The following is an 18,485-nucleotide window of genomic DNA, read 5'->3' on the forward strand; positions in this document are numbered from 1 at the left end:
CAGGGGGCCCCCTTCACCGGGTGGGGGGTGTGAAGCTCAGCCCGTAGTCCTTGAAGATCTGGGCGATGCGCCCATCGGCCAGCCCGGCAGAGATGGCGTCGTCCAGCGCATAGCCAAGATCGCTGTGGCTGATATGGACGGCCATCCCCAGGGTCCAGCGCCCGGTGGCGAAACCTGGCAGGGGCGGTTCGTGCATCGCGCCGGCGGGCGTCAGGCCATATTCGACCTGACCCCGCGGGCCCATCACACCCTTGACCTCGCCCGCCGCCATCCCCGCCATGGCGGCGGCGGTGCTGGGATAGCGGTGGATGTTCGCCACCGCCTCGGCGCCCAGCAGGGTGGACAGGTAGAAATCGGAGATCGAGTCGTTCTCGACCCCGACCGTGTCATAGCGGAAATAGGCCGGAACCGGCGCCTTTTCGGGGTATTCGGCCTTGGTGTAGCCGACGACGATCTTTTCGTCGAAATAGAGCCCGGTGAAGACAACCTGATCCAGCCGGCAGGCAAAGTCCGAGTTGTAGGGCACATGCAGCATCACATCCGAGACGCGGCCATTCACGGCAGCGCCCTTCCAGACATAGTTCTGCAAATCCGCGTTCAGGTCATCCCCGGCCAGCACGAAGCGAAAGCGCGGCTCGACCCCCAGGGCCTTGGCGATCAGGCGGCCGACCTCCACATCGGTGCCGCGCGGTTGTCCCTTGTCGCTCCAGGAATAGGGGGCGAAGTCGTCGTAGACTGCGAACTCGATATAGCCGCTGGCGATGATCTCGTCGAAATCACGGCCAACGTCCTGCGCCGGGGTGTTCTGCGGCTTGGGCTCCTGCACCACGCCCTCGCAGCGCGCCTGCCCCAACCCGGGCGCCACGGCGAGGCCGGCGCCCAGGATCAACCCTGCGAGAAGGCTGCGGCGCCGCATCTATTTGGCGATCGACAGGCCGGTGACCAGCGTTTCGCCGGCGGCCTTGTAGCTTTCGGGCGTGCCATCCATCAGATTGGCCGCCCGGAAGGCGATGCTGTCGGCGATGGGCGCCCCTGACCCGGTCTTGATCTTCGACGCGATGTCGCTCAGCTCCGCCTTGATCGCGGCATTGTCCACATTGGTGCCGGCCTCCAGGATATCCTTGATCTCGGTAAGCCGCGCGGTGAAGGGGTCGATCTCGCCCTCGCCGGGGCGGGTTTCGATATAGGTCCGGATCGCCCAGGCCGCCTTCTGGTTCAGCACATTCTCCCAGGCGGGCATCTTGGTGACGCCATCCTGCGAATAGCCGTGGCGGAAGCGTTCGACAAACCAGCTGTCGCCATCCTCATCCGCCGAAAGGAAGCGCAGATCGGGGGCCGCGCCGCCGGAAATCGCCTGCAGGCCGTGGCAGCGGGCGCAATTCTCGTTGAACCCCGAAGAGCCGATCTCGACCGCCTTGGCCCAGACCTCGGGGCTTGCACTGCGGTAGGGATTCACCGTCAGCCATTCCTCCCCCACGTCGGGGAGGGCGTCGGTATTGACCGGTTGTGGCGCCACGTTGCCATGCGCATTGGCAAAGGTGGTGATGGCCAGGAAGCCAAGGGCGGCAAAGGCCGCGCGGGACAGGGTGATCGACATGGTTCCTCCCAGAAAGTCGTGCTGTGCCCTGCATAGCGGCAGCGCCGGGTGACCGATATTCGACCTTTGGACAGGTCGGCAGGAAAGCGCGACCAAGGTCGTATTCCGCCCGCCCCCCGCCGCGTGTTTAGCTGGCCTTTCAGGGAGGAATGTCATGGGCCGGTTCGGTTTGGCCATCTGCTTCTGGGGCATGGCCCAGGCAGCATGGGCCGATGTCACCCTGCAGGTGACCTATCTGCGTCAGATCGTGGACCATCCCCCGGTGCTGTCCAACCTCGACCCGATCCCGGATGACCTTGGTCTTGCCGGCGCGCGTCTGGCCTTGGCCGACAACCAGACGACGGGGCAGTTCCTGGGCCAGACCTACAGGATGGATGTCGTCGATGTCCCGGTGGGCGGGGATTTTCCGGCCGCGGCGCAAAAGGCGCTGCAGGCCTCGCCCCTGCTGCTGCTGGATGCGCCTGCGGCCGAGGTGCTGCGCGCGGCCGACCTGCCGGAGGCGCGCCAGGCGCTGATCCTCGACGTTGCCACCAGCGAGGACAGCCTGCGCGGCGCCGACTGCCGCGCCAATGTGCTGCACACCCTGCCGTCGCGCGACATGCTGGCCGATGGGCTGATGCAATATCTGGTGACCAAACGCTGGAGCAGGCTTGCCCTGATCACGGGCCCGAGGCCGGAAGATCAGGCCTGGGCCGGAGATTTGAAACAGGCGCTGGCGAAGTTCGGCCTGACATTGGTCGGCGAAAAGCCCTGGGTCATCGACACCGACCTGCGCGGCTCGGCCGGGGCCGAGATGTCGCGCTTCACGCAGGATCTTCCCGACCATGACCTCCTGCTGGTCGCCGACGAGACCGACGATTTCGCCCGTTACGTCACCGGAAACACGTGGTTGCCGCGCCCGGTGGCCGGGTCCGAGGGGATCGTGCCCTCGGGGTGGTCGCCGGCGCAGGAGCAATGGGGCGCGGCCCAGTTGCAAAGCCGCTTTCGCAGGCTGGCAGACCGCCCGATGGCGCCGCGCGATTTCGCCGCCTGGGCCGCGATGCGCACCCTGGCCGAGGCGATGACCCGCACCGGCAAGACCGATGCCGCCACACTGCGCCACTATATCCTGTCGCCGGAATTCGGGCTGGACGGGTTCAAGGGCCGCCCGCTCAGCTACCGCGCCTGGAACGGCCAGCTGCGCCAGCCCGTCGCCATCGCCACCCCGCGCGCCCTGATCGACATGGCGCCTTTCGACGGATTTCTGCACCCGGTCAATGAGCTCGACACGCTGGGCCAGGACCAACCCGAAACGACATGCCACGCTTTCGAGGGGCCATGATGAACCGATTGAGCCTGCTTCTTCTTGCAGCCTTGCTGCCGCTTCCGGCCCTGTCGGGCGAAATGTGGGTCAGCAATGAAAAGGATGACACGGTCAGCGTGATCGACACCGCCACGATGGAGGTGGTCCAGACCTACGAGACCGGCGAACGCCCGCGCGGCCTGACCTTCTCGGCCGACTACAAACATGTCTATATCTGTGCATCCGACAGCAACACGGTGCAGGTGATGGATGCGGCGACCGGGGCCATCCTTTACGATCTGCCCTCGGGCGAGGACCCCGAGCAATTCGCCCTGTCGCCTGACGGCACCCGCATCTTCATCGCCAACGAGAACGACGCGATCACCTCGGTCGTCGATCCGCAAAGCCGCAAGGTCCTTGCCCAGATTGCGGTCGGCACCGAGCCGGAGGGCGAGGCGGTATCCCCCGATGGCAAGGTGGCCGTCACCACCTCCGAGACGACGAGCATGGTGCACTGGATCGACACGCAGACCTATGCCCTCTTCGCCAATACCCTGGTGGACAGCCGCCCGCGTTACGCAAGGTTCAGCCCGGACGGCGCGGCGCTCTGGGTCAGCAGCGAAATCGGCGGCACCGTGACTGTCTTCGATGCCAGGACCCAGACCGAAAAGGCCAAGATCCGCTTTGCCATCCCCGGCGTGAACGATGACCTGCTGCAACCGGTCGGCATTGCGCTGACCCCGGATGGCAAGACCGCCTTCGTGGCGCTTGGCCCGGCCAACCATGTGGCCGTGATCGACACTGCGAGTTTTCAGGTGACCGGCTACATCCTGACCGGGCGCCGGGTCTGGCAACTGGCCTTCACGCCGGATTTCGCCCAGCTTTACACCACCAACGGGGTGTCCGGCGACGTCACCGTGATTGACGTGGCCAGCCGGGAAGCGGTCAAGTCCATCAAGGTCGGCCGTTATCCATGGGGGGTTGCGGCGCGGCCATGACAATGTCCCCCACGGCGCAAATCCTCGACCGGGCGGCGCCCCCCGCCCCAGCAGAAGGCGGCCTTCGCGTCCGCGATCTCAGCTACGACTGGGGCAAGAAACGCGCCCTGAACAAGGTCAGCCTTAGCCTCGAGCGGGGCGAGTTCTGCGCGCTTCTGGGGCCCAACGGCGCGGGGAAATCCACGCTCTTCGGCCTGCTGACCCGGCTTTTCACCGCGCGCGAAGGGGAGATCACGATTGCCGGCCACGACCTCAACCGCGCGCCGCGTCAGGCGCTGGCCCGGATCGGCGTGGTCTTCCAAAGCTCCACCCTCGACCTTGATCTGACGGTGCGGCGGAACCTGCTGTACTTTGCGGCGCTGCACGGCATCGCCGGGCCCGAGGCGGAACGGCGGGCCATGGCGGCGCTTGACCGGCTCGGCATGGCCGAACGCGCGCAGGAGAAGGCGCGCGATCTGAACGGCGGGCATCGCCGCCGGATGGAGATTGCCCGCGCCCTGATCCATCGCCCGGCGGTTCTGTTGCTGGACGAGCCCACCGTGGGCCTTGACGCCGCAACCCGGCGCGACATCACCAGCCATGTGCACAACCTGGCCCGGGACGAGGGGTTGACCGTGCTCTGGGCCACCCACCTGACCGACGAGGTGGCGCTGACCGACCGCCTCGTCATCTTGCACAAGGGCCAGGTCATCGCCGATGGCCACGCCGCAGACATTGCGGGCGGGCGGCCCCTGACCGATGTGTTTCTCGCCATGACCGGGGGGGCGGAATGACCGCCGCCCTGATCGCTCTGCGCGCCATCCTGCACCGCGAGGCCCTGCGCTTCATCGGCCAGCGCGGCCGCTTCATCGCCGCCCTCGTCCGGCCGCTGATCTGGCTTCTGGTCTTTGCGGCAGGCTTTCGCGCCGCGCTGGGGCTGGCGATCATCCCGCCCTACCGGACCTATATCACCTATGAGGTCTACATCGTGCCCGGCCTCTGCGCGATGATCCTGCTGTTCAACGGCATGCAAAGCTCGCTCAGCCTGGTTTATGACCGCGAGATGGGGTCGATGCGGCTCTTGCTGACCTCGCCCCTGCCGCGCTGGTGGCTGCTTTGCGCCAAGCTGATCGCGGGCACCATGATGTCGGTCCTGCAGGTCGCGGCCTTTCTGGGCATCGCGGCGGCCTTCGGCATCGTCATGCCGCTCTGGGGCTACGTCGCGGTCCTTCCGGCGGTCTTTGTCAGTGGGTTGATGCTGGGGGCGCTCGGGCTGGCGCTGTCCTCCTTCATCCGCCAATTGGAGAACTTTGCCGGCGTGATGAACTTCGTGATCTTCCCGATGTTCTTCCTGTCCTCGGCGCTTTACCCCTTGTGGAAGATGGCCGAGGCTTCGATCTTCCTGCGCGATCTTTGCGCGATCAATCCCTTCACCCAGGCGGTCGAACTGATCCGCTTTGCGCTTTACCTGCAATTCAACGCCCAGGCGCTGGGGTGGACGCTGCTGGCCCTGCTGGTCTTCGGCGCGCTGGCTCTGTGGGGCTATGACCCGGCGCGCGGCACGGTGCGCAACCGGGCCTGAGCCTCTACGACCTTGGCATCATGGCCGGAGGGGCGTGGACTTGCTATGCTGCCGGAAAAGAGGAGACCCAGATGCGTCCTGTCGCTTTCGCCCTCGCCACCGCCCTGCTTGGTTTTCCGGCCCATGCCGAAGATGCGCCCGATGGTGCGGGGGTGCTCAACCCCGAAGAGATGACGCTGGGCCGCGTGCTGGACAATGTGGCCCATGGCCAGACCGACCTCGCCACCTGTGCTGCGGGCTATTACATCACCAAATCCGGTCGCCACAAACTGGCGCGCGAGGTGTTCGAGGCCTGTGCGGATGCGGGCTATACCGGCGCCATGACCTGGATGAGCCAGCTCGACGACAACGGCCTCGGCAGTGCGGAAAACCCGGACCGCGCGGCGGACTGGGACCGCAGGGCGGCAGAAGCTGGCGATCCGGTCGGGCGTTTCAACCTCGGCCTTGATCTGCTGCGCGGGCGCGGCGTGGTGCGCGACGATGCGGCAGGGCGTGCCCTGATCGACGCGGCCGCAGCGCAGGGCCTGCCCGTCGCGCGGCGTCTGCAGACCGCCGGCTACAACCTTGATGAGGTGACGCCGGATGCCGACAACTGGAAATACGCCCCGGCGTTCTGACGCTCCTCGACGATCGTGGCGGGGGAACCGCCGAGGCGGATGATCCGGCTGCACAGGCGGTTGGCCTCGGCCTCGGCATGGGTGACCAGAAGCATCGCCAGCGGACGCGAGGCGCGCAGGCGGGCGAAGGCGGCCATCATCTCCTCGGCCAAGGCGGGGTCGAGCGAGACAAAGGGTTCATCCATCAGCAAAAGCGCCGGCCGGGCGGCGAAGGCGCGCGCCAGGGAAAGGCGGCGCTGTTGGCCGAGCGACAACTGCCCCGGAAAACGTGCCGAAAGGCCGCCGAGCCCGACCTCGTCCAGCAGCGCCTCGGCCTCGTCGGGGGATATTCCGGTGGTCAGACACAGGTTCGCGCGGGCGCTGCGCCAGGGCAGCAAGGTCGGCTCCTGAAACACCATGGCAAGTCGGCCCGCCACCTCGATCCGGCCGCGTGCGGGCTCCAGCCCGGCGATCAGGCGCAAGATCGTGGTCTTGCCGATGCCGGAGGGCCCGACGAGGGCCAGCGACTCGGTGGCGCCGATCGAAAAGGCGATCGGGCCGAGGATGGCCTGACCGTCGCGAGCATGGCCGGCGAGATCAAGCCGCAAGGCGAGGCCCGCCGCGTCTGGCTGCGGCCGTGGCGCCTGTCCTGTCATCGCCCTGATCCCCGGCCTGTCATGGCGTCAGTCTGCCGGGGGCAAGAACACGCCCGCAGGCAGGCTGGTCACATCCCCCATCAAGTCGCTGCCGCCGAGTTTGACCATCAGGTCCAGCATCCGCGCCGCAGCAGCTTCATCAACCGGAGTGTTGGCGGGAATGCCGGCGCGGAAGCCGGCTTTCAGCGCCTGAAACTCGGCGTCGTCCTTGGCATGCATCTGCGGGCGCAGCGCGTCCCAGGCGGCATCGTCGCTGGCCAAGAGATCCTTGGCCGCGCGTGAGGCCCTTTGCAGCCCGGCCACCAGTTCTGGGTGTTCCTTCAGCATCTGCCCTTTCACCACATAGCCCAAAAGCGGGGTGTCCGGGTTCAGTCCCAACGCCGCCGAGCCTTTCGCCACGGTGATCAGGGGCCGCATCCCGGCCACCTCCATCTTGGCCACGAAGTTCCAGAAGTTGATCGCCCCGCTCAACTCCCCCTTCAGCGCCGCCTCCTGAATCAGAGGCGGTGCGCCAAAAACCTGCTCGGTCGTGGCGGCAAGGTCGATGCCGTATTCCTGTTGCGCATAGGCCCGCAGGATCAGCCAGCTTTTGTCGGTCGGCCCGCCGGCAATGCCGATCTTGCCGCCCTTCAGGTCCGCCAGTGTCTGCGCCGGGCTGTCCTTCGGCACCAGCAGCGCGCCAACCGCCTTGGAGTAGGGGATGAATACATAGTCCAGACCCGCCGCCCTCTGCCGGGCCACCCAGAGCCAGTCAGACACGACGACATCCGCCGCCCCGCCTTGAAAGGCGATCAGCCCGGCGGGCGTGCCTGCGATATCCTGCACCTCCAGCTTGAAGCCATTGGCGGTGTCAAAGCCCCGCGCGGTGATGGTGCTGACTTCCCAATTCACCGTGCCCGAGACCTGGACCGCCGCACGCAGCACCGGCAGATCGGCCTGCGCAGCCAGAACCGACAGCGCCCAAAGCGCCACCGCGCCGAGAGACCTCACCAGAACCATGACCGCCTCCCCCCGCTTTTCCGGCAACTATAGCAGGCGCAATTGCCCGCGGAATACGACCAAAGCACGAGGGCGCGCCGGGCAAAGATTGACCTGCATCAAACTTGGCCCCGGACCCGAAGCCTATCATCGCCGCAGTTCAAAAAGAGGAGGCGGAAATGACACGGTCCATCATGGCGCTGCTGCTTGCAGCCGGCTCGGCAATGCCCCTGGCGGCGCAGGCCGATGCGACCTTTGACAAGATCAAGGTCGAAGCGGGGCAGCAGCTGTTCGAATCGACCTGCCGGCGGTGCCACTCGGCCGGGGCCGAGGTGAAGACCTACGGGCCACCTCTGGAAAACATCATCGGGCGGCGGGCGGGCAGCGTTGCAGGATATGACTATTCCCCGGCGCTGAAAGGCTCGGGCATCGTCTGGACCGACGCGGCCCTGCGTGCCTGGATGGAGGACAACACCGGCTTCATGCCGGGCACCAAGATGCGCCATGTCGGCATCGACGACCGCACCGTGCAGGATTTCATCCTGGCCTATCTGCACTCGGTTTCGCCCGACGCGCCCAAGCAGTGACGGGCGGCGTCCGGGGTCGCAGGCGCCCCGGACGCGCCACCTACGACCAATGTGCAATTTCGCGTGACAGGAATGCGGAGGACTATTGGCCCGCCGGGTTGAACCAAAGCCATTGATTCCGGGGTCTGAGGCAAGCGGCTAAAGGAATGTCTGAGGGAGGACACCGAATGAACAAATTCGTCATCGCCGTGACGCTCGCGCTGTGCGCGGCTGGCGTTGCGCGCGCGCAAGTCACCGAACAGGATCTTCTGGACGATCAGAAGACGACCGGTTCGGTGCTGACCAATGGCATGGGGCGCGATCTGCAACGCTACAGCCCGCTCGACATGGTCAACAAGGAGAACGTCAAGGGGCTGGTCCCGGTCTGGGCCTACAGCCTCGGCGGCGAAAAACAGCGTGGCCAGGAAAGCCAGCCGCTGGTCTATGACGGCGTGATGTATGTGACCGGCTCCTATTCGCGCCTGTTTGCGATCGACGTGAAGACGGGGCAGGAGATCTGGCAATATGACGCCCGCCTGCCCGAAGGCATCCTGCCCTGCTGCGACGTGGTCAACCGGGGCGCGGCCATCTTCGGCGACAAGATCTACTTCGGCACGCTGGACGCCCGCATCGTCGCGCTGAACCTGAAGACCGGCGCCGTGGTCTGGACCAAGAAGATCGCCGATTACAAGGAGGGCTATTCCTACACCGCGGCCCCGCTGATCGTGAAAGGCATGGTCATCACCGGCAATTCGGGCGGTGAATTCGGCATCATCGGCGAAGTGCAGGCACGTGACGCCGAGACCGGAGACCTGATCTGGTCGCGCCCGACGATCGAAGGCAACGTGGGCACGCTGAACGGCAAACCCTCGACCATGACCGGCACGCTCAACGCCACCTGGCCGGGCGACATGTACAAGACCGGCGGCGGCGCCACCTGGCTTGGCGGCTCTTACGATGCCTCCACCGACACGCTGATCTTTGGCGCGGGCAACCCCTCGCCCTGGAACAGCTGGCTGCGCAACGCCGGTGCCCCGACCGAGGGCAACAAGGGCGACAACCTTTATGCCGCGACCCGGCTTGGCCTTGACCCGGCCACCGGCGAGATCAAGTGGCACTACCAGACCACCCCGCGCGAAGGCTGGGACTATGACGGCGTGAACGAGGTCGTCGGCTTCGACGACAAGGACGGCAAGGGCTACTACGGCACCGCCGACCGCAACGGCTTCTTCTATGTCCTGAACCGCGACGGCACCTTCAAGACCGCGCATCCCTTTGTCAGCCAGATCACCTGGGCCAAGGGCATCGGCGAGGATGGCCGCCCGATCTATGACGAGGCCAACCGTCCCGGCGACCCGAGCAAGGCGGTCAACGGCGACAAGGGCCAGCAGATCTTTGCCGTGCCCTCGTTCCTCGGCGGCAAGAACTGGATGCCGATGGCCTACAGCCAGAAGACCGGGCTGTTCTATGTGCCCTCGAACGAATGGGGCATGGATATCTGGAACGAGCCGATCACCTACAAGAAGGGCGCGGCCTATCTCGGCGCCGGCTTCACCATCAAGCCGTTGTACGAGGATCACATCGGCAGCCTGAAGGCGATGGACCCGCTGACCGGCGAAGTGAAGTGGGAGTTCAAGAACAACGCCCCGCTCTGGGGTGGCGTGATCACCACGGCGGGCGGCCTTGTCTTCACCGGCACGCCGGAAGGCTTCCTCGTGGCGCTGGATGACACCACGGGCGAGGTCCTGTGGAAGTTCCAGACCGGTTCCGGCGTGGTCGGTCAGCCGATCACCTGGGACATGGACGGCGAGCAATATGTCTCGGTCATCTCGGGCTGGGGCGGTGCGGTTCCGCTGTGGGGCGGCGAGGTGGCCAAGAAGGTCAGCTTCCTCAACCAGGGTGGCATGGTCTGGACGTTCAAGCTGCCGAAGACCTGATGTCGCCTGCCGCCCGGCCTGGCCGGGTCGCCGTGACCCTTGCGCGCGCCCCGACAGGGGCGCGCGCGCCTGTCCCGGGGTCGGCTTGGCGGTGCCCTTCGCGGCATAGGACTTATGGGCTAGATACGGCCCGCCCGGACTTTGCTATCCTGACGAGGTAATTTCCTGCGGAGTGGATGATGAACGCCGTGAAGCTCCATTTCTCGCCCAAGCAGATGTCGGCGGCCCTGATCGTGGACGATCACCCGCTTTTCTGTGACGCGCTCTTGATGACGCTGCAGACCTTCGTCGGCATCAGCCGGATCAAGACGGCCGGGCGTCTGGAACAGGCGCTGGACATCCTTCAGGCGGGGGAGCGCCCCGATGTTATCGTCCTCGACCTGAACCTCCCGGATGTGAACGGCATGGACGGGCTGGTCCGGCTGCGGCAGGCGGCGCGGGGCATTCCGGTCATCGTGGTGTCCTCGATGGCCGATGCCCGTGTGGTCAGCGCCGCGATCCGGGCCGGGGCGTCGGGCTTTGTGCCCAAGCACAGCCAGCGCGAGGTTTTCCGCGAGGCGTTCGACGCCGTGGCCCGTGGCGAGCGCTATCTGCCCGAGGGCTATATCATCTCCGACCCCGAAGGCTCGCCCGGCAGCCATCAGGAGGATGCGATTTCCCGGCTCAGGCTTCTGACCAAGCAGCAGGCCAAGATCCTGCAGCTGATCTGCGAGGGCAAGATGAACAAGCAGATCGCCTTTGACCTGTCGATCGCCGAAACCACGGTCAAGGCGCATATCACGGCCATCATGCGCAAACTGAATGTTTACAGCCGGACCCAGGCCGTGCTGCTGGCACGCGACGTCGATTTCTCTAGCCTCTTGCCAGAGGCTTGACGGCGAGCATACCCTGACCATGATCGGGGAGGATCGCATGGCAATTGGGAGCAACGCTTTCGTGCAGGCCGCACGGAAGAGCGCAGGTTTGCGGACGGCCAATGTCCTGATCGGTGAGCCCGGGGCTCTGCAAAAGCTTGCGGCGAAACTGGGTGATGCGCCGATGGCTTTGGTCATGCTGTTCACCTCGCCCTTTCCGGAAGTCGCCGACCTGCCGGCCCGCGCCGCCGAGGTTTTCGGCAGCACCCCGGTCGTCGGTTGCACCACTGCCGGCGAGATTTCGCAGAACGGCTACACCGAGGGCGAGATCATCGCCATTGGCCTTCCGGCCGAACATTTCGCGGTCGAACAGATTCTGGTGCCGGACCTTCACGATTTGCAGAAGAACGAACTGGTCGGCACCGTCATCCGCAGCCGTCTGAAACTGACTCATCTGCGCCCGGATTGGACCGGCGATTTTGCCTTTCTGATGGTGGACGGCCTGTCGATCCGCGAGGACGAACTGGCCTCGGTGCTGGCCTCGGGTCTGGGGGCGGTGCCGATGTTCGGCGGCTCGGCTGGCGACGGCACCAACTTTCAGGAAACCTTTGTCTTCTACGGCGGGCGCGCGCTGTCCAATGCGGCGGTCCTGACCATCGTGCGCAGCAGCTGCCCGGTGCGGGTGTTCAGCCTGGATCACCTGGTCCCGACCGACCAGCGCATGGTGGTGACCGAAGCCGACCCCGCCCGGCGCATCGTGCGGCAGATCAACGCCGAACCCGCGGCGCAGGAATATGCCCGCATCCTGGGCAAGGACCCCGACCAGTTGACCGCCTTCACCTTCGCTGCCCATCCGGTTGTCGTGCGGATCGGCGGGCGCCACCATGTCCGCGCGATCCAGCGCATGGCGCCGAATGGCGACCTCATCTTCTTTTCCGCCATTGATGCCGGGCTTGTGCTGACCCTGGCCGAACCGCAGGACATGGTCAGCCATCTCGACCGGGAGCTGTCGAAGTTCTCCGCCGATGGCGCGCCCGATTCCATTCTGTCCTGCGACTGCATCCTTCGCCGCATCGAGGCGCAGGAAAAGCAGACCATCGGCCAGATCTCGGACCTTTTGAAGAAGCACAAGGTCATCGGCTTTTCGACCTATGGCGAACAGATCGGCGCCATGCATGTCAATCAGACCATCACCGGCGTGGCCATCTACCCGCCGCGGCGGACCGCGTCATGATCCACTCGCTTCTGAACCCCGCCGATCCGGTCGAGCGTCAACGCCAGAAGCTGCTGCAGATCGTCGAAGCGCTGATGAGCCGGGTCGAGCAGGACACCGATGACGGCGGCGCGGCCTATGGCCAGTTCGAACGCGCGGCCTTGCTGGAGGATCAGGTCAGGCAGCGCACCGCCGAGCTTGAACATGCGCTGGACCTTCTCAACACCTCGAACCGCCTGCTCGCCGAAGCGACCTACGAAGCCGAATCCGCCCAGAAGAACCTGGCCAACGCAATCGAGACCGTTCAGGAAGGCTTTGCCCTGTTCGACGTGCATGAAACCCTGGTCATGTGCAACTCGCGCTTTGGCATGCTGCAAAGCGACATCCACGCCGCCTTGAAGCCGGGGTTGAGTTTTACCGACTATGTGGACCTCGTCAGCCGCTCGCGCCATCTGGCCTTGGCCCCCGGCGATACGCCCGCCAATTGGGCCAAGCAGCGGATGCGCCGCCATGCGGACCGCTCGGTCATCTTCAACGTCCAGCTCAGCGAGGACCGCTGGGTCCAGGTCTCTGAACATCGCACGCGCGATGGCGGCACGGTGGTTCTGCAGACCGATGTCACCGACATCATCCGTCTGGAACGGCAGGAGCGCGGCAGGCTTCTGGACGATCAGGCGCGGATCGTGCGGGCAACGCTGGACCACATCAGCCAGGGCGTCTGCATCTTTGATGCATCGGGGCGGTTGGTCGGCTGGAACAGCCGGCTTGGCGAGTTGCTGGCCATCTCGATCAACCGCCTGCGCGTCGGCTTCTCGCTTGACGCGATGCTCGGCAATTCGCGCGATCTGTTCAGCCTGAACAGCAGCATCGGCATTGCTGACCTGTCGGAATGGATGAACCAGAGCACCGCGCGCCAACCCCTATCGTTTGAGGTCGGGCGGGCCGATGGCCAGGTTCTGGCGGTGTTTGCCCAGGAAATGCCGGACCGTGGCGTGGTGATGAGCTTTTCGGACATCACCGCCGAACGCGCCGCGGTGCGCGCCATCTCGGAGGCCAAGGAAACCTTGGAACAAAGGGTCAAGGACCGCACCCTTGAACTGGCCGAGGCGCTGGACCGGGCCGAGCGCGCCAATGCCACCCGGGCGCGCTTTGTCGCGGCGGCGAGCCATGATCTGTTGCAGCCGCTGTCCGCCGCCAAGCTTTTCATGGCCTCGATCTCCGACGAACTTCTGGCGGACCGGGCAAGGGGGACGCTGGAAAAGGCGCAGAACGCGCTGGCCAGCGTCGAGAGCATTCTGGATGCCTTGCTGGATATCTCGAAACTCGAATCCGGCAAGGCTGCGGTGGATGTTGTTTCGGTCAGTCTTGGCAAGATCCTCGCTCAACTGCGCGACGAATTTGCGCCCCTCGCGGCGCGCAAGGGGATCAGGCTCGATATCGTCGCAAGCTCGGCCTTCGTGGAAAGCGACACCACCTATCTGCGGCGCATCCTGCAGAACCTGATCGGGAATTCGATCCGCTACACCGATCATGGCCGCGTTCTGGTGGGCGCCCGGCGGCTGCCCTATGGCGTCAGGGTCGAGGTGCTGGACACCGGCCCCGGCATTCCCGCCGCCGAACGCAAGAACATCTTCCGCGAATTCCACCGCGTTGGGGCCAAGGCCTCGACATCGGAGGGGATGGGCCTTGGTCTGGCCATCGTGGAGCGAGCTTGCCTCTTGCTCGGCCATCCGCTGCACCTGATCTCGGAGGTTGGTCGCGGCACCTGTTTTTCGGTGAGCCTGCCCTTTGCCAAGGATGCCCAGCCCCCCGTCCCGGCGGGGGTCGCGCCCGGCTTGCAGGAGGGCGCGGAGCCCGGTGAACGCATCGTCTGCCTGGTGGAAAACGATGCCGACCTGCGCCTTGCGCTTTGCCTTCTGCTGGAAAAGTGGCGCTACAACGTGATTGACGTCCAGACCGCGGAAGAGGCGCTGACCCTGCTGGACGAAATCGGCATCGTTCCGGACAAGTTTCTGATCGACTATCAGCTCGGCGACGGCATGGATGGGATCGGTCTGATCAACGCCCTGCGGGCCAAGCATGGCGCGGTCGAGGCGCTGATCATCACCGCCAACCGCAGTGCGACGACGCGCCAGAAATGCGCGGATGCCGGGGTGAAGATCGTGCAAAAGCCGATCGAGGCCGCAGAACTCGCCGCTTTCCTGTCCGAGTGAGCGGTCTTGCCGGGTCGCCTTCGCAGGGCCGGCCTGGGCGCGTTTTCGCAATCCGCGCAATATATGTATGCCTATGGATAACTTTCGGAAAGATTATTTCAACTTTAGGTGCAACATCAGGTGCTCCCCTGGCGTAATCAACTATGAAGTGTCCTTCGGCACCCGCGATGTCGAAGCATTTCATGGACCTGAACCTGTTCAAGGATATCGGAGCAATCATGGAACGCACCGTAAGTGGTTTCGCCAAGTTTGGCCGGACGCTCTGCCCGGAACTGTTGTCCGCCTGCCTCAAGCGCTTTTTGACCGGAACGTCGGGGGCCGTTTCCGTCGAATTCGTCCTGATCCTGCCGGCGCTGATCTCTCTCTTCATCCTGTTTGCCAGCGGCAGCATCCTACTCGTCACCTCCAGCCAGGTGCAGCAGGTTTCGTTTGAACTGACCCGCGGCAGCTTGCGCTACTACGAGCCGGGGATGCCGGCAGCGACCCTTTGTTCGGCGCTGGAAACCGAACTGGCCCCGTCGGTGATCAAGACCGGCGATTTCCTGTCGGCTTCGCGCTTCACCCACATCAAATGCGACCTCGACACGGCGGATGCCCTGACGGTGACCGTCACCTATGACATGGCGAACCATCCGATCATGGCGCTGGCCAACCTCATCGGCATCGACATCTCGGAAATGAACCGCAGCTCCAAAATGTGGTTGTGATCATGCAACGCGCTTCCAGACCGGGTCGCTTTTGCCAGAACGAGCATGGCGCCATCGCTGTGCTGTTCATGATCCTGTTTCCCTTGCTGCTGTTTGCGGCGGGAATAGCGATCGACGTGGCGAGCCTCGAATCCGAGAAGCGCTATGTCCAGGCGCAAGCCGACCTCGCGGCCCTGACCGCCATCCGCCACTTCGACACCGCCGATGGCATGCGGGCCGAGGCGCGCCGGACGATCGGGGCCAACACCACCTATCCCACGCTGCCGACGGCGGATTCGCAGATCCAGATCGGCGTGGCGAGCCGTGCCAGTTTCGTGGCCGCGTCCGACCAACGGACGATCGCGGCGAACAATGCCGTCAAGGTGACCATCCGGGCCCGGGCAGTCATGTATATCCTGCCGCTGTTTGTGGGCGATGATGCGCGTTACATCGTGCGCTCCGCCGTGGCCTCCCAACAGCCGCGCGTCAGTTTCGCGCTGTCGAATTGCCTGTTGAGCCTCAACCTTCTGCGACCGATCCTGCAGCCGCTGATCGGCGCTCAGGTGGATGTGCTCTGCAGCGGGCGCGGGATAGATGCGCGTCTGTCGGGCCAGTCCTTCCTGCAAAGCCTGCAGGCCGATGCCAGCCTGCTGACGCCCAGCGGATCTGACCTGACCTATGGCGATATCCTGAACGCCAATCTGCCGGTGTCCGCCGTGCTGGGTGCGGCGCTGGGCGTCCCGGTGGGCGGCGGAGGCCAGACCGTCCGTCTGGGCGATGTGATCTATCTTGCGCCGGATCTGCGCAATGTCCGGGTCGGGCAGCCCTTGCCGCCCATGGCGATCAATGCCGCGGACATCGCCTTTGCCACGGCAGAGCTTCTGGGCAAACGGGTGGCGAGCGTGCAGGCGGGGCTGACCTTGCCTTCGGTCGGCACCCTTCAGGCCAAGGTCATGATCGGCGATCCCAGGCAGATCGTGCTGGGCGCCATTCCCGGCGATCCGGCGGCGGTGGCGCGCACCAGCCAGATCCGGGTCGAGCTGCCCGCGGTCAAGATCCTGAACCTGTTCAACCTGACGATGGCGCTGGATGTGGCCAATGCCTCCGCCGCGCTGACCGGCGAGGGGGCCACCTGCTCGCAGGATGCGAGGACCGTTGTCGCCGTGTTTGACCCGGTGAAGGCCAGCCTTCTGGACCTGGATCTGCGGATTGACGTTCTGGGCCTGCCGCTCAACCTGTCGGGCCTTGGCCAGGTGACGGATGCGGTGGTCACACGGGTCAGCCAGCGCGCGAGCTTCACCCGCGATGATGCGACCTATCACCCGGTACGGACCTTCGGCCCGACGCTGGCGGTTGATGTGGATGCCCTGGCCAATACGATCGAGGCCAAGGTGGCCGCGATGCTCACGACGGCCAGCGCGGCCATCGGCGGTCAGACGGGCGGGGCTGGCAGCTGCACGAACCCGCTGGGCTGCCTTGTCAACGCGACCCTGGCGACGACGAACGCCTTGCTCAACAGCATCATCGGCCAGCTGAACAGCGCCGCGGTCAATGTGGCGCATGCGACCGGGGCCGAGGGTTTGCTGACTCAGGGCATCATCAAGGATCTGCTTGGCCTTTCGGTGGCGCAGGCCAAGCTGGAACTGTTGAACGCCGGATGCGTCGGGGCGTCACGATTGATCGAATAGGGGGGGAGGTGGCGATGACGGTTCAAGTCCAAAGGCGCCCCCCACATCGCAGGGCCAAGGGGCGCCAGACCGGTCAGCCGGATGTCAGGAGGGCTGCGGCATCAGGACAGCTGGTAGCCCGCGTCGCCGGTCTCACCCGCTCCGCTCAGGATCTGGAACACGGCCGCAATGGTGCCCACGACCCCTACCAGCGTCGCAACCAGCGCCACGATCAGCGCGGGCAGCATAACGCCCAGATCCGTCATCATCGCATAGGCCAGCAGCCCGACCAGCGGGAGGTGCAGCCCGACAAAAACCGCTGTCGCCGCCTTGATTTTCTGCGGGCCTATCCTTTGAAACATTTCCACTTTCTTCTCCCTCCCAAATTGGATTTGCCGTATGGTGTGAATATCTTGATTGGCGGATATGGCGAAATTATGGAAAATCCAGTCGTCAGATTTGATCAAGACAATGGGCGCAACGCTGTCGATGACCTGATGATGGGCGTCAAACAAGGCTCTCGCGCTGCGTTCAAAGCCCTGTTTGATGCGACCTCCTCCAAGGTTTATGGAATCTTGATGCGCATTCTGCGCAACGCAAGCGATGCGGATGAAGTCCACCAGGAGGTGTATTTGCGTCTGTGGACCAAGTCGTTCCTCTATGACCCCGCGCGCGCACATGCCGAGTGCTGGATCGCCCATATGGCACGCCATGCCGCCATCGACCGGCTGCGTGCGCTCGGCCGGCGGCCAGGGGGGGAAGAATATGTCGACACCGTGCAAAGTGACGATCCAGGGCCGGAACAGGTGGCCATCGACCAAAGCGATTTCCGGCTTTTGATCGCTTGTCTGGCCCGTCTGGACCCCAGCCATCAAAGCTGCGTGCGCTTGGCCTATCTGGACGGTGCAAGCTACGAAGAGCTTGCCGCGCAGTTCAAAGTTCCAATGAATACAATGAAAAGCTGGCTCCGGCGTTCGCTGCGGCGCCTGCGGATCTGTCTGGAAACGGGAGGGCGGTCCGATGACACCGCCTGAGGTCACCCCGGACGTCCAGATGGCCTCCTATGTGATGGGCCTGTTGAGCGAACCCGAGAACACGGCCATCGAGCGCAAGCTGCGGGAGGATGGCCCGCTGCGGGATGAGTACTTTTTCTGGCTCAACCACTTCGAGGCGCTCAACGCCGCCTATCAGCCGCAACCCGCGCCGGTGCCCTATGCCAAGGTCGCGCAAAGGTTGTTTGGCGTTCCGCAAAGGGCCAAGATGCCGCTCTGGTTGAAATTGTCACTTGGCCTTGGCTTTTGTCTTGTCCTGGCGGCAAAGATCGAGATTATCGTGATGATTGCGAAATATTTGTCATCCCTGTCCTGGTGATTTGCATAATTGCGCGGTTCTGAATTGTTTTGCGCGCTTGCTGGCGGAAAGCCGGGCTGTGCGGACCCCATCCTGAGCTAAGGCAAAGCCGCCACGCTCCAGCCAGGGGGGCGGGCAGGGCAGCGCCACCGACTCGAGCGTTCACCTCCCCAAAGTGCACTGCACAATACAGTATAACTTGGCGCTCGGTCTTGATCCACTTTTCGGGCCATGGGCCCATGAATCGGGTGCGAAAGCTCACATTTTGGGCAAAACTTGCCACGTTTTCGATAATTTCCTGGTCAAACCGACAAAATGCGCGCCCGCCGTG

The 18,485-nt window shown here is 64.7% G+C and carries 19 protein-coding genes; 14 read left to right on the top strand and 5 right to left on the bottom strand.

The features are described from left to right. Positions 1-13: 13 nt before the first annotated feature. Both AC1DVR_RS02290 and pedF read right to left on the bottom strand, forming a co-directional pair. On the bottom strand, positions 14-916 hold the full coding sequence (locus AC1DVR_RS02290; RefSeq protein WP_477998898.1) for a substrate-binding periplasmic protein: 903 nt from the start codon (positions 914-916) through the stop codon (positions 14-16). Next, positions 917-1,597: a cytochrome c-550 PedF gene (pedF, locus tag AC1DVR_RS02295; RefSeq protein WP_477998899.1), complete on the bottom strand. Its 681-nt coding sequence runs from the start codon at positions 1,595-1,597 to the stop codon at positions 917-919. Between the two features lie 154 nt (positions 1,598-1,751). Between pedF and AC1DVR_RS02300 the strand changes: the two genes are divergently transcribed. The 5 genes from AC1DVR_RS02300 to AC1DVR_RS02320 all read left to right on the top strand — a co-directional run bounded on the left by AC1DVR_RS02300 (position 1,752) and on the right by AC1DVR_RS02320 (position 6,055). Next, entirely contained in the window at positions 1,752-2,918 is a 1,167-nt protein-coding gene (locus tag AC1DVR_RS02300; protein ID WP_477998900.1) for an ABC transporter substrate-binding protein, read from the top strand. Then, positions 2,918-3,877, top strand: a complete 960-nt coding sequence (locus AC1DVR_RS02305) for a PQQ-dependent catabolism-associated beta-propeller protein (protein ID WP_477998901.1) — start codon at positions 2,918-2,920, stop codon at positions 3,875-3,877. The genes AC1DVR_RS02300 and AC1DVR_RS02305 overlap by 1 nt, the downstream gene beginning before the upstream one ends. A 2-nt stretch (positions 3,878-3,879) precedes the next feature. Further along, entirely contained in the window at positions 3,880-4,650 is a 771-nt protein-coding gene (locus AC1DVR_RS02310; protein ID WP_477999286.1) for an ABC transporter ATP-binding protein, read from the top strand. Beyond that, positions 4,647-5,438, top strand: coding sequence for an ABC transporter permease (locus AC1DVR_RS02315; RefSeq protein WP_477998902.1), 792 nt, complete (start codon positions 4,647-4,649; stop codon positions 5,436-5,438). The genes AC1DVR_RS02310 and AC1DVR_RS02315 overlap by 4 nt, the downstream gene beginning before the upstream one ends. Before the next feature lie 71 nt (positions 5,439-5,509). Beyond that, the gene (locus tag AC1DVR_RS02320; RefSeq protein WP_477998903.1) at positions 5,510-6,055 is read left to right on the top strand and encodes a tetratricopeptide repeat protein; all 546 of its coding nucleotides are present in this window, start codon (positions 5,510-5,512) and stop codon (positions 6,053-6,055) included. Here AC1DVR_RS02320 and AC1DVR_RS02325 read toward each other — a convergent pair. Together AC1DVR_RS02325 and AC1DVR_RS02330 are read right to left on the bottom strand one after the other, a co-directional pair. Then, the gene (locus tag AC1DVR_RS02325) at positions 5,995-6,690 is read right to left on the bottom strand and encodes an ABC transporter ATP-binding protein (RefSeq protein ID WP_477998904.1); all 696 of its coding nucleotides are present in this window, start codon (positions 6,688-6,690) and stop codon (positions 5,995-5,997) included. The two genes, AC1DVR_RS02320 and AC1DVR_RS02325, sit on opposite strands and share 61 nt — an antisense overlap. Positions 6,691-6,717: 27 nt before the next feature. Next, positions 6,718-7,689 carry an ABC transporter substrate-binding protein gene (locus tag AC1DVR_RS02330; RefSeq protein WP_477998905.1) on the bottom strand — a complete coding sequence of 324 codons (972 nt, stop codon included), beginning with the start codon at positions 7,687-7,689 and terminating at the stop codon, positions 6,718-6,720. A 158-nt stretch (positions 7,690-7,847) separates the two neighbouring features. Here AC1DVR_RS02330 and AC1DVR_RS02335 point away from each other — a divergent pair, with 158 nt between their 5' ends. From AC1DVR_RS02335 to AC1DVR_RS02365, 7 genes are all read left to right on the top strand, one after another. Further along, positions 7,848-8,255 (top strand): c-type cytochrome, encoded by a 408-nt coding sequence (locus tag AC1DVR_RS02335; RefSeq protein ID WP_477998906.1) that lies wholly within the window; start codon positions 7,848-7,850, stop codon positions 8,253-8,255. A gap of 167 nt (positions 8,256-8,422) precedes the next feature. Continuing rightward, positions 8,423-10,171, top strand: a complete 1,749-nt coding sequence (locus AC1DVR_RS02340) for a PQQ-dependent methanol/ethanol family dehydrogenase (protein ID WP_477998907.1) — start codon at positions 8,423-8,425, stop codon at positions 10,169-10,171. A 179-nt stretch (positions 10,172-10,350) separates the two neighbouring features. Further along, positions 10,351-11,046, top strand: a complete 696-nt coding sequence (locus AC1DVR_RS02345) for a response regulator transcription factor (RefSeq protein WP_477998908.1) — start codon at positions 10,351-10,353, stop codon at positions 11,044-11,046. 37 nt (positions 11,047-11,083) lie between these two features. Then, positions 11,084-12,259: an FIST N-terminal domain-containing protein gene (locus AC1DVR_RS02350; RefSeq protein WP_477998909.1), complete on the top strand. Its 1,176-nt coding sequence runs from the start codon at positions 11,084-11,086 to the stop codon at positions 12,257-12,259. After that, complete coding sequence (locus tag AC1DVR_RS02355) at positions 12,256-14,451, top strand: hybrid sensor histidine kinase/response regulator (RefSeq protein WP_477998910.1); 2,196 nt, start codon at positions 12,256-12,258, stop codon at positions 14,449-14,451. Before AC1DVR_RS02350 ends, AC1DVR_RS02355 begins: the two co-directional genes overlap by 4 nt. Positions 14,452-14,669: 218 nt before the next feature. Then, the gene (locus AC1DVR_RS02360; RefSeq protein ID WP_477998911.1) at positions 14,670-15,158 is read left to right on the top strand and encodes a TadE/TadG family type IV pilus assembly protein; all 489 of its coding nucleotides are present in this window, start codon (positions 14,670-14,672) and stop codon (positions 15,156-15,158) included. A gap of 2 nt (positions 15,159-15,160) precedes the next feature. Next, positions 15,161-16,825: a pilus assembly protein TadG-related protein gene (locus AC1DVR_RS02365; RefSeq protein ID WP_477998912.1), complete on the top strand. Its 1,665-nt coding sequence runs from the start codon at positions 15,161-15,163 to the stop codon at positions 16,823-16,825. 101 nt (positions 16,826-16,926) lie between these two features. On the opposite strand, the gene AC1DVR_RS02370 is transcribed toward AC1DVR_RS02365, so the two are convergent. Further along, entirely contained in the window at positions 16,927-17,166 is a 240-nt protein-coding gene (locus tag AC1DVR_RS02370) for a hypothetical protein (protein ID WP_477998913.1), read from the bottom strand. On the opposite strand from AC1DVR_RS02370, the gene AC1DVR_RS02375 reads away from it, so the two are divergent. Together AC1DVR_RS02375 and AC1DVR_RS02380 are read left to right on the top strand one after the other, a co-directional pair. Next, positions 17,158-17,838, top strand: a complete 681-nt coding sequence (locus AC1DVR_RS02375) for a sigma-70 family RNA polymerase sigma factor (protein ID WP_477998914.1) — start codon at positions 17,158-17,160, stop codon at positions 17,836-17,838. The two genes, AC1DVR_RS02370 and AC1DVR_RS02375, sit on opposite strands and share 9 nt — an antisense overlap. Beyond that, positions 17,825-18,175: a hypothetical protein gene (locus AC1DVR_RS02380; protein ID WP_477998915.1), complete on the top strand. Its 351-nt coding sequence runs from the start codon at positions 17,825-17,827 to the stop codon at positions 18,173-18,175. Before AC1DVR_RS02375 ends, AC1DVR_RS02380 begins: the two co-directional genes overlap by 14 nt. The last annotated feature ends 310 nt before the right edge of the window (positions 18,176-18,485 follow it).

It is taken from the genome of Rhodobacter sp. P2_H5, from assembly GCF_056403335.1.

Coding starts and splice junctions, on each gene's coding strand:
- AC1DVR_RS02290 (WP_477998898.1), bottom strand. CDS start 916: ATGCGGCGCCGCAGCCTTCTCGCAGGGTTGATCCTGGGCGCCGGCCTC.
- pedF (WP_477998899.1), bottom strand. CDS start 1,597: ATGTCGATCACCCTGTCCCGCGCGGCCTTTGCCGCCCTTGGCTTCCTG.
- AC1DVR_RS02300 (WP_477998900.1), top strand. CDS start 1,752: ATGGGCCGGTTCGGTTTGGCCATCTGCTTCTGGGGCATGGCCCAGGCA.
- AC1DVR_RS02305 (WP_477998901.1), top strand. CDS start 2,918: ATGAACCGATTGAGCCTGCTTCTTCTTGCAGCCTTGCTGCCGCTTCCG.
- AC1DVR_RS02310 (WP_477999286.1), top strand. CDS start 3,880: ATGTCCCCCACGGCGCAAATCCTCGACCGGGCGGCGCCCCCCGCCCCA.
- AC1DVR_RS02315 (WP_477998902.1), top strand. CDS start 4,647: ATGACCGCCGCCCTGATCGCTCTGCGCGCCATCCTGCACCGCGAGGCC.
- AC1DVR_RS02320 (WP_477998903.1), top strand. CDS start 5,510: ATGCGTCCTGTCGCTTTCGCCCTCGCCACCGCCCTGCTTGGTTTTCCG.
- AC1DVR_RS02325 (WP_477998904.1), bottom strand. CDS start 6,690: ATGACAGGACAGGCGCCACGGCCGCAGCCAGACGCGGCGGGCCTCGCC.
- AC1DVR_RS02330 (WP_477998905.1), bottom strand. CDS start 7,689: ATGGTTCTGGTGAGGTCTCTCGGCGCGGTGGCGCTTTGGGCGCTGTCG.
- AC1DVR_RS02335 (WP_477998906.1), top strand. CDS start 7,848: ATGACACGGTCCATCATGGCGCTGCTGCTTGCAGCCGGCTCGGCAATG.
- AC1DVR_RS02340 (WP_477998907.1), top strand. CDS start 8,423: ATGAACAAATTCGTCATCGCCGTGACGCTCGCGCTGTGCGCGGCTGGC.
- AC1DVR_RS02345 (WP_477998908.1), top strand. CDS start 10,351: ATGAACGCCGTGAAGCTCCATTTCTCGCCCAAGCAGATGTCGGCGGCC.
- AC1DVR_RS02350 (WP_477998909.1), top strand. CDS start 11,084: ATGGCAATTGGGAGCAACGCTTTCGTGCAGGCCGCACGGAAGAGCGCA.
- AC1DVR_RS02355 (WP_477998910.1), top strand. CDS start 12,256: ATGATCCACTCGCTTCTGAACCCCGCCGATCCGGTCGAGCGTCAACGC.
- AC1DVR_RS02360 (WP_477998911.1), top strand. CDS start 14,670: ATGGAACGCACCGTAAGTGGTTTCGCCAAGTTTGGCCGGACGCTCTGC.
- AC1DVR_RS02365 (WP_477998912.1), top strand. CDS start 15,161: ATGCAACGCGCTTCCAGACCGGGTCGCTTTTGCCAGAACGAGCATGGC.
- AC1DVR_RS02370 (WP_477998913.1), bottom strand. CDS start 17,166: ATGTTTCAAAGGATAGGCCCGCAGAAAATCAAGGCGGCGACAGCGGTT.
- AC1DVR_RS02380 (WP_477998915.1), top strand. CDS start 17,825: ATGACACCGCCTGAGGTCACCCCGGACGTCCAGATGGCCTCCTATGTG.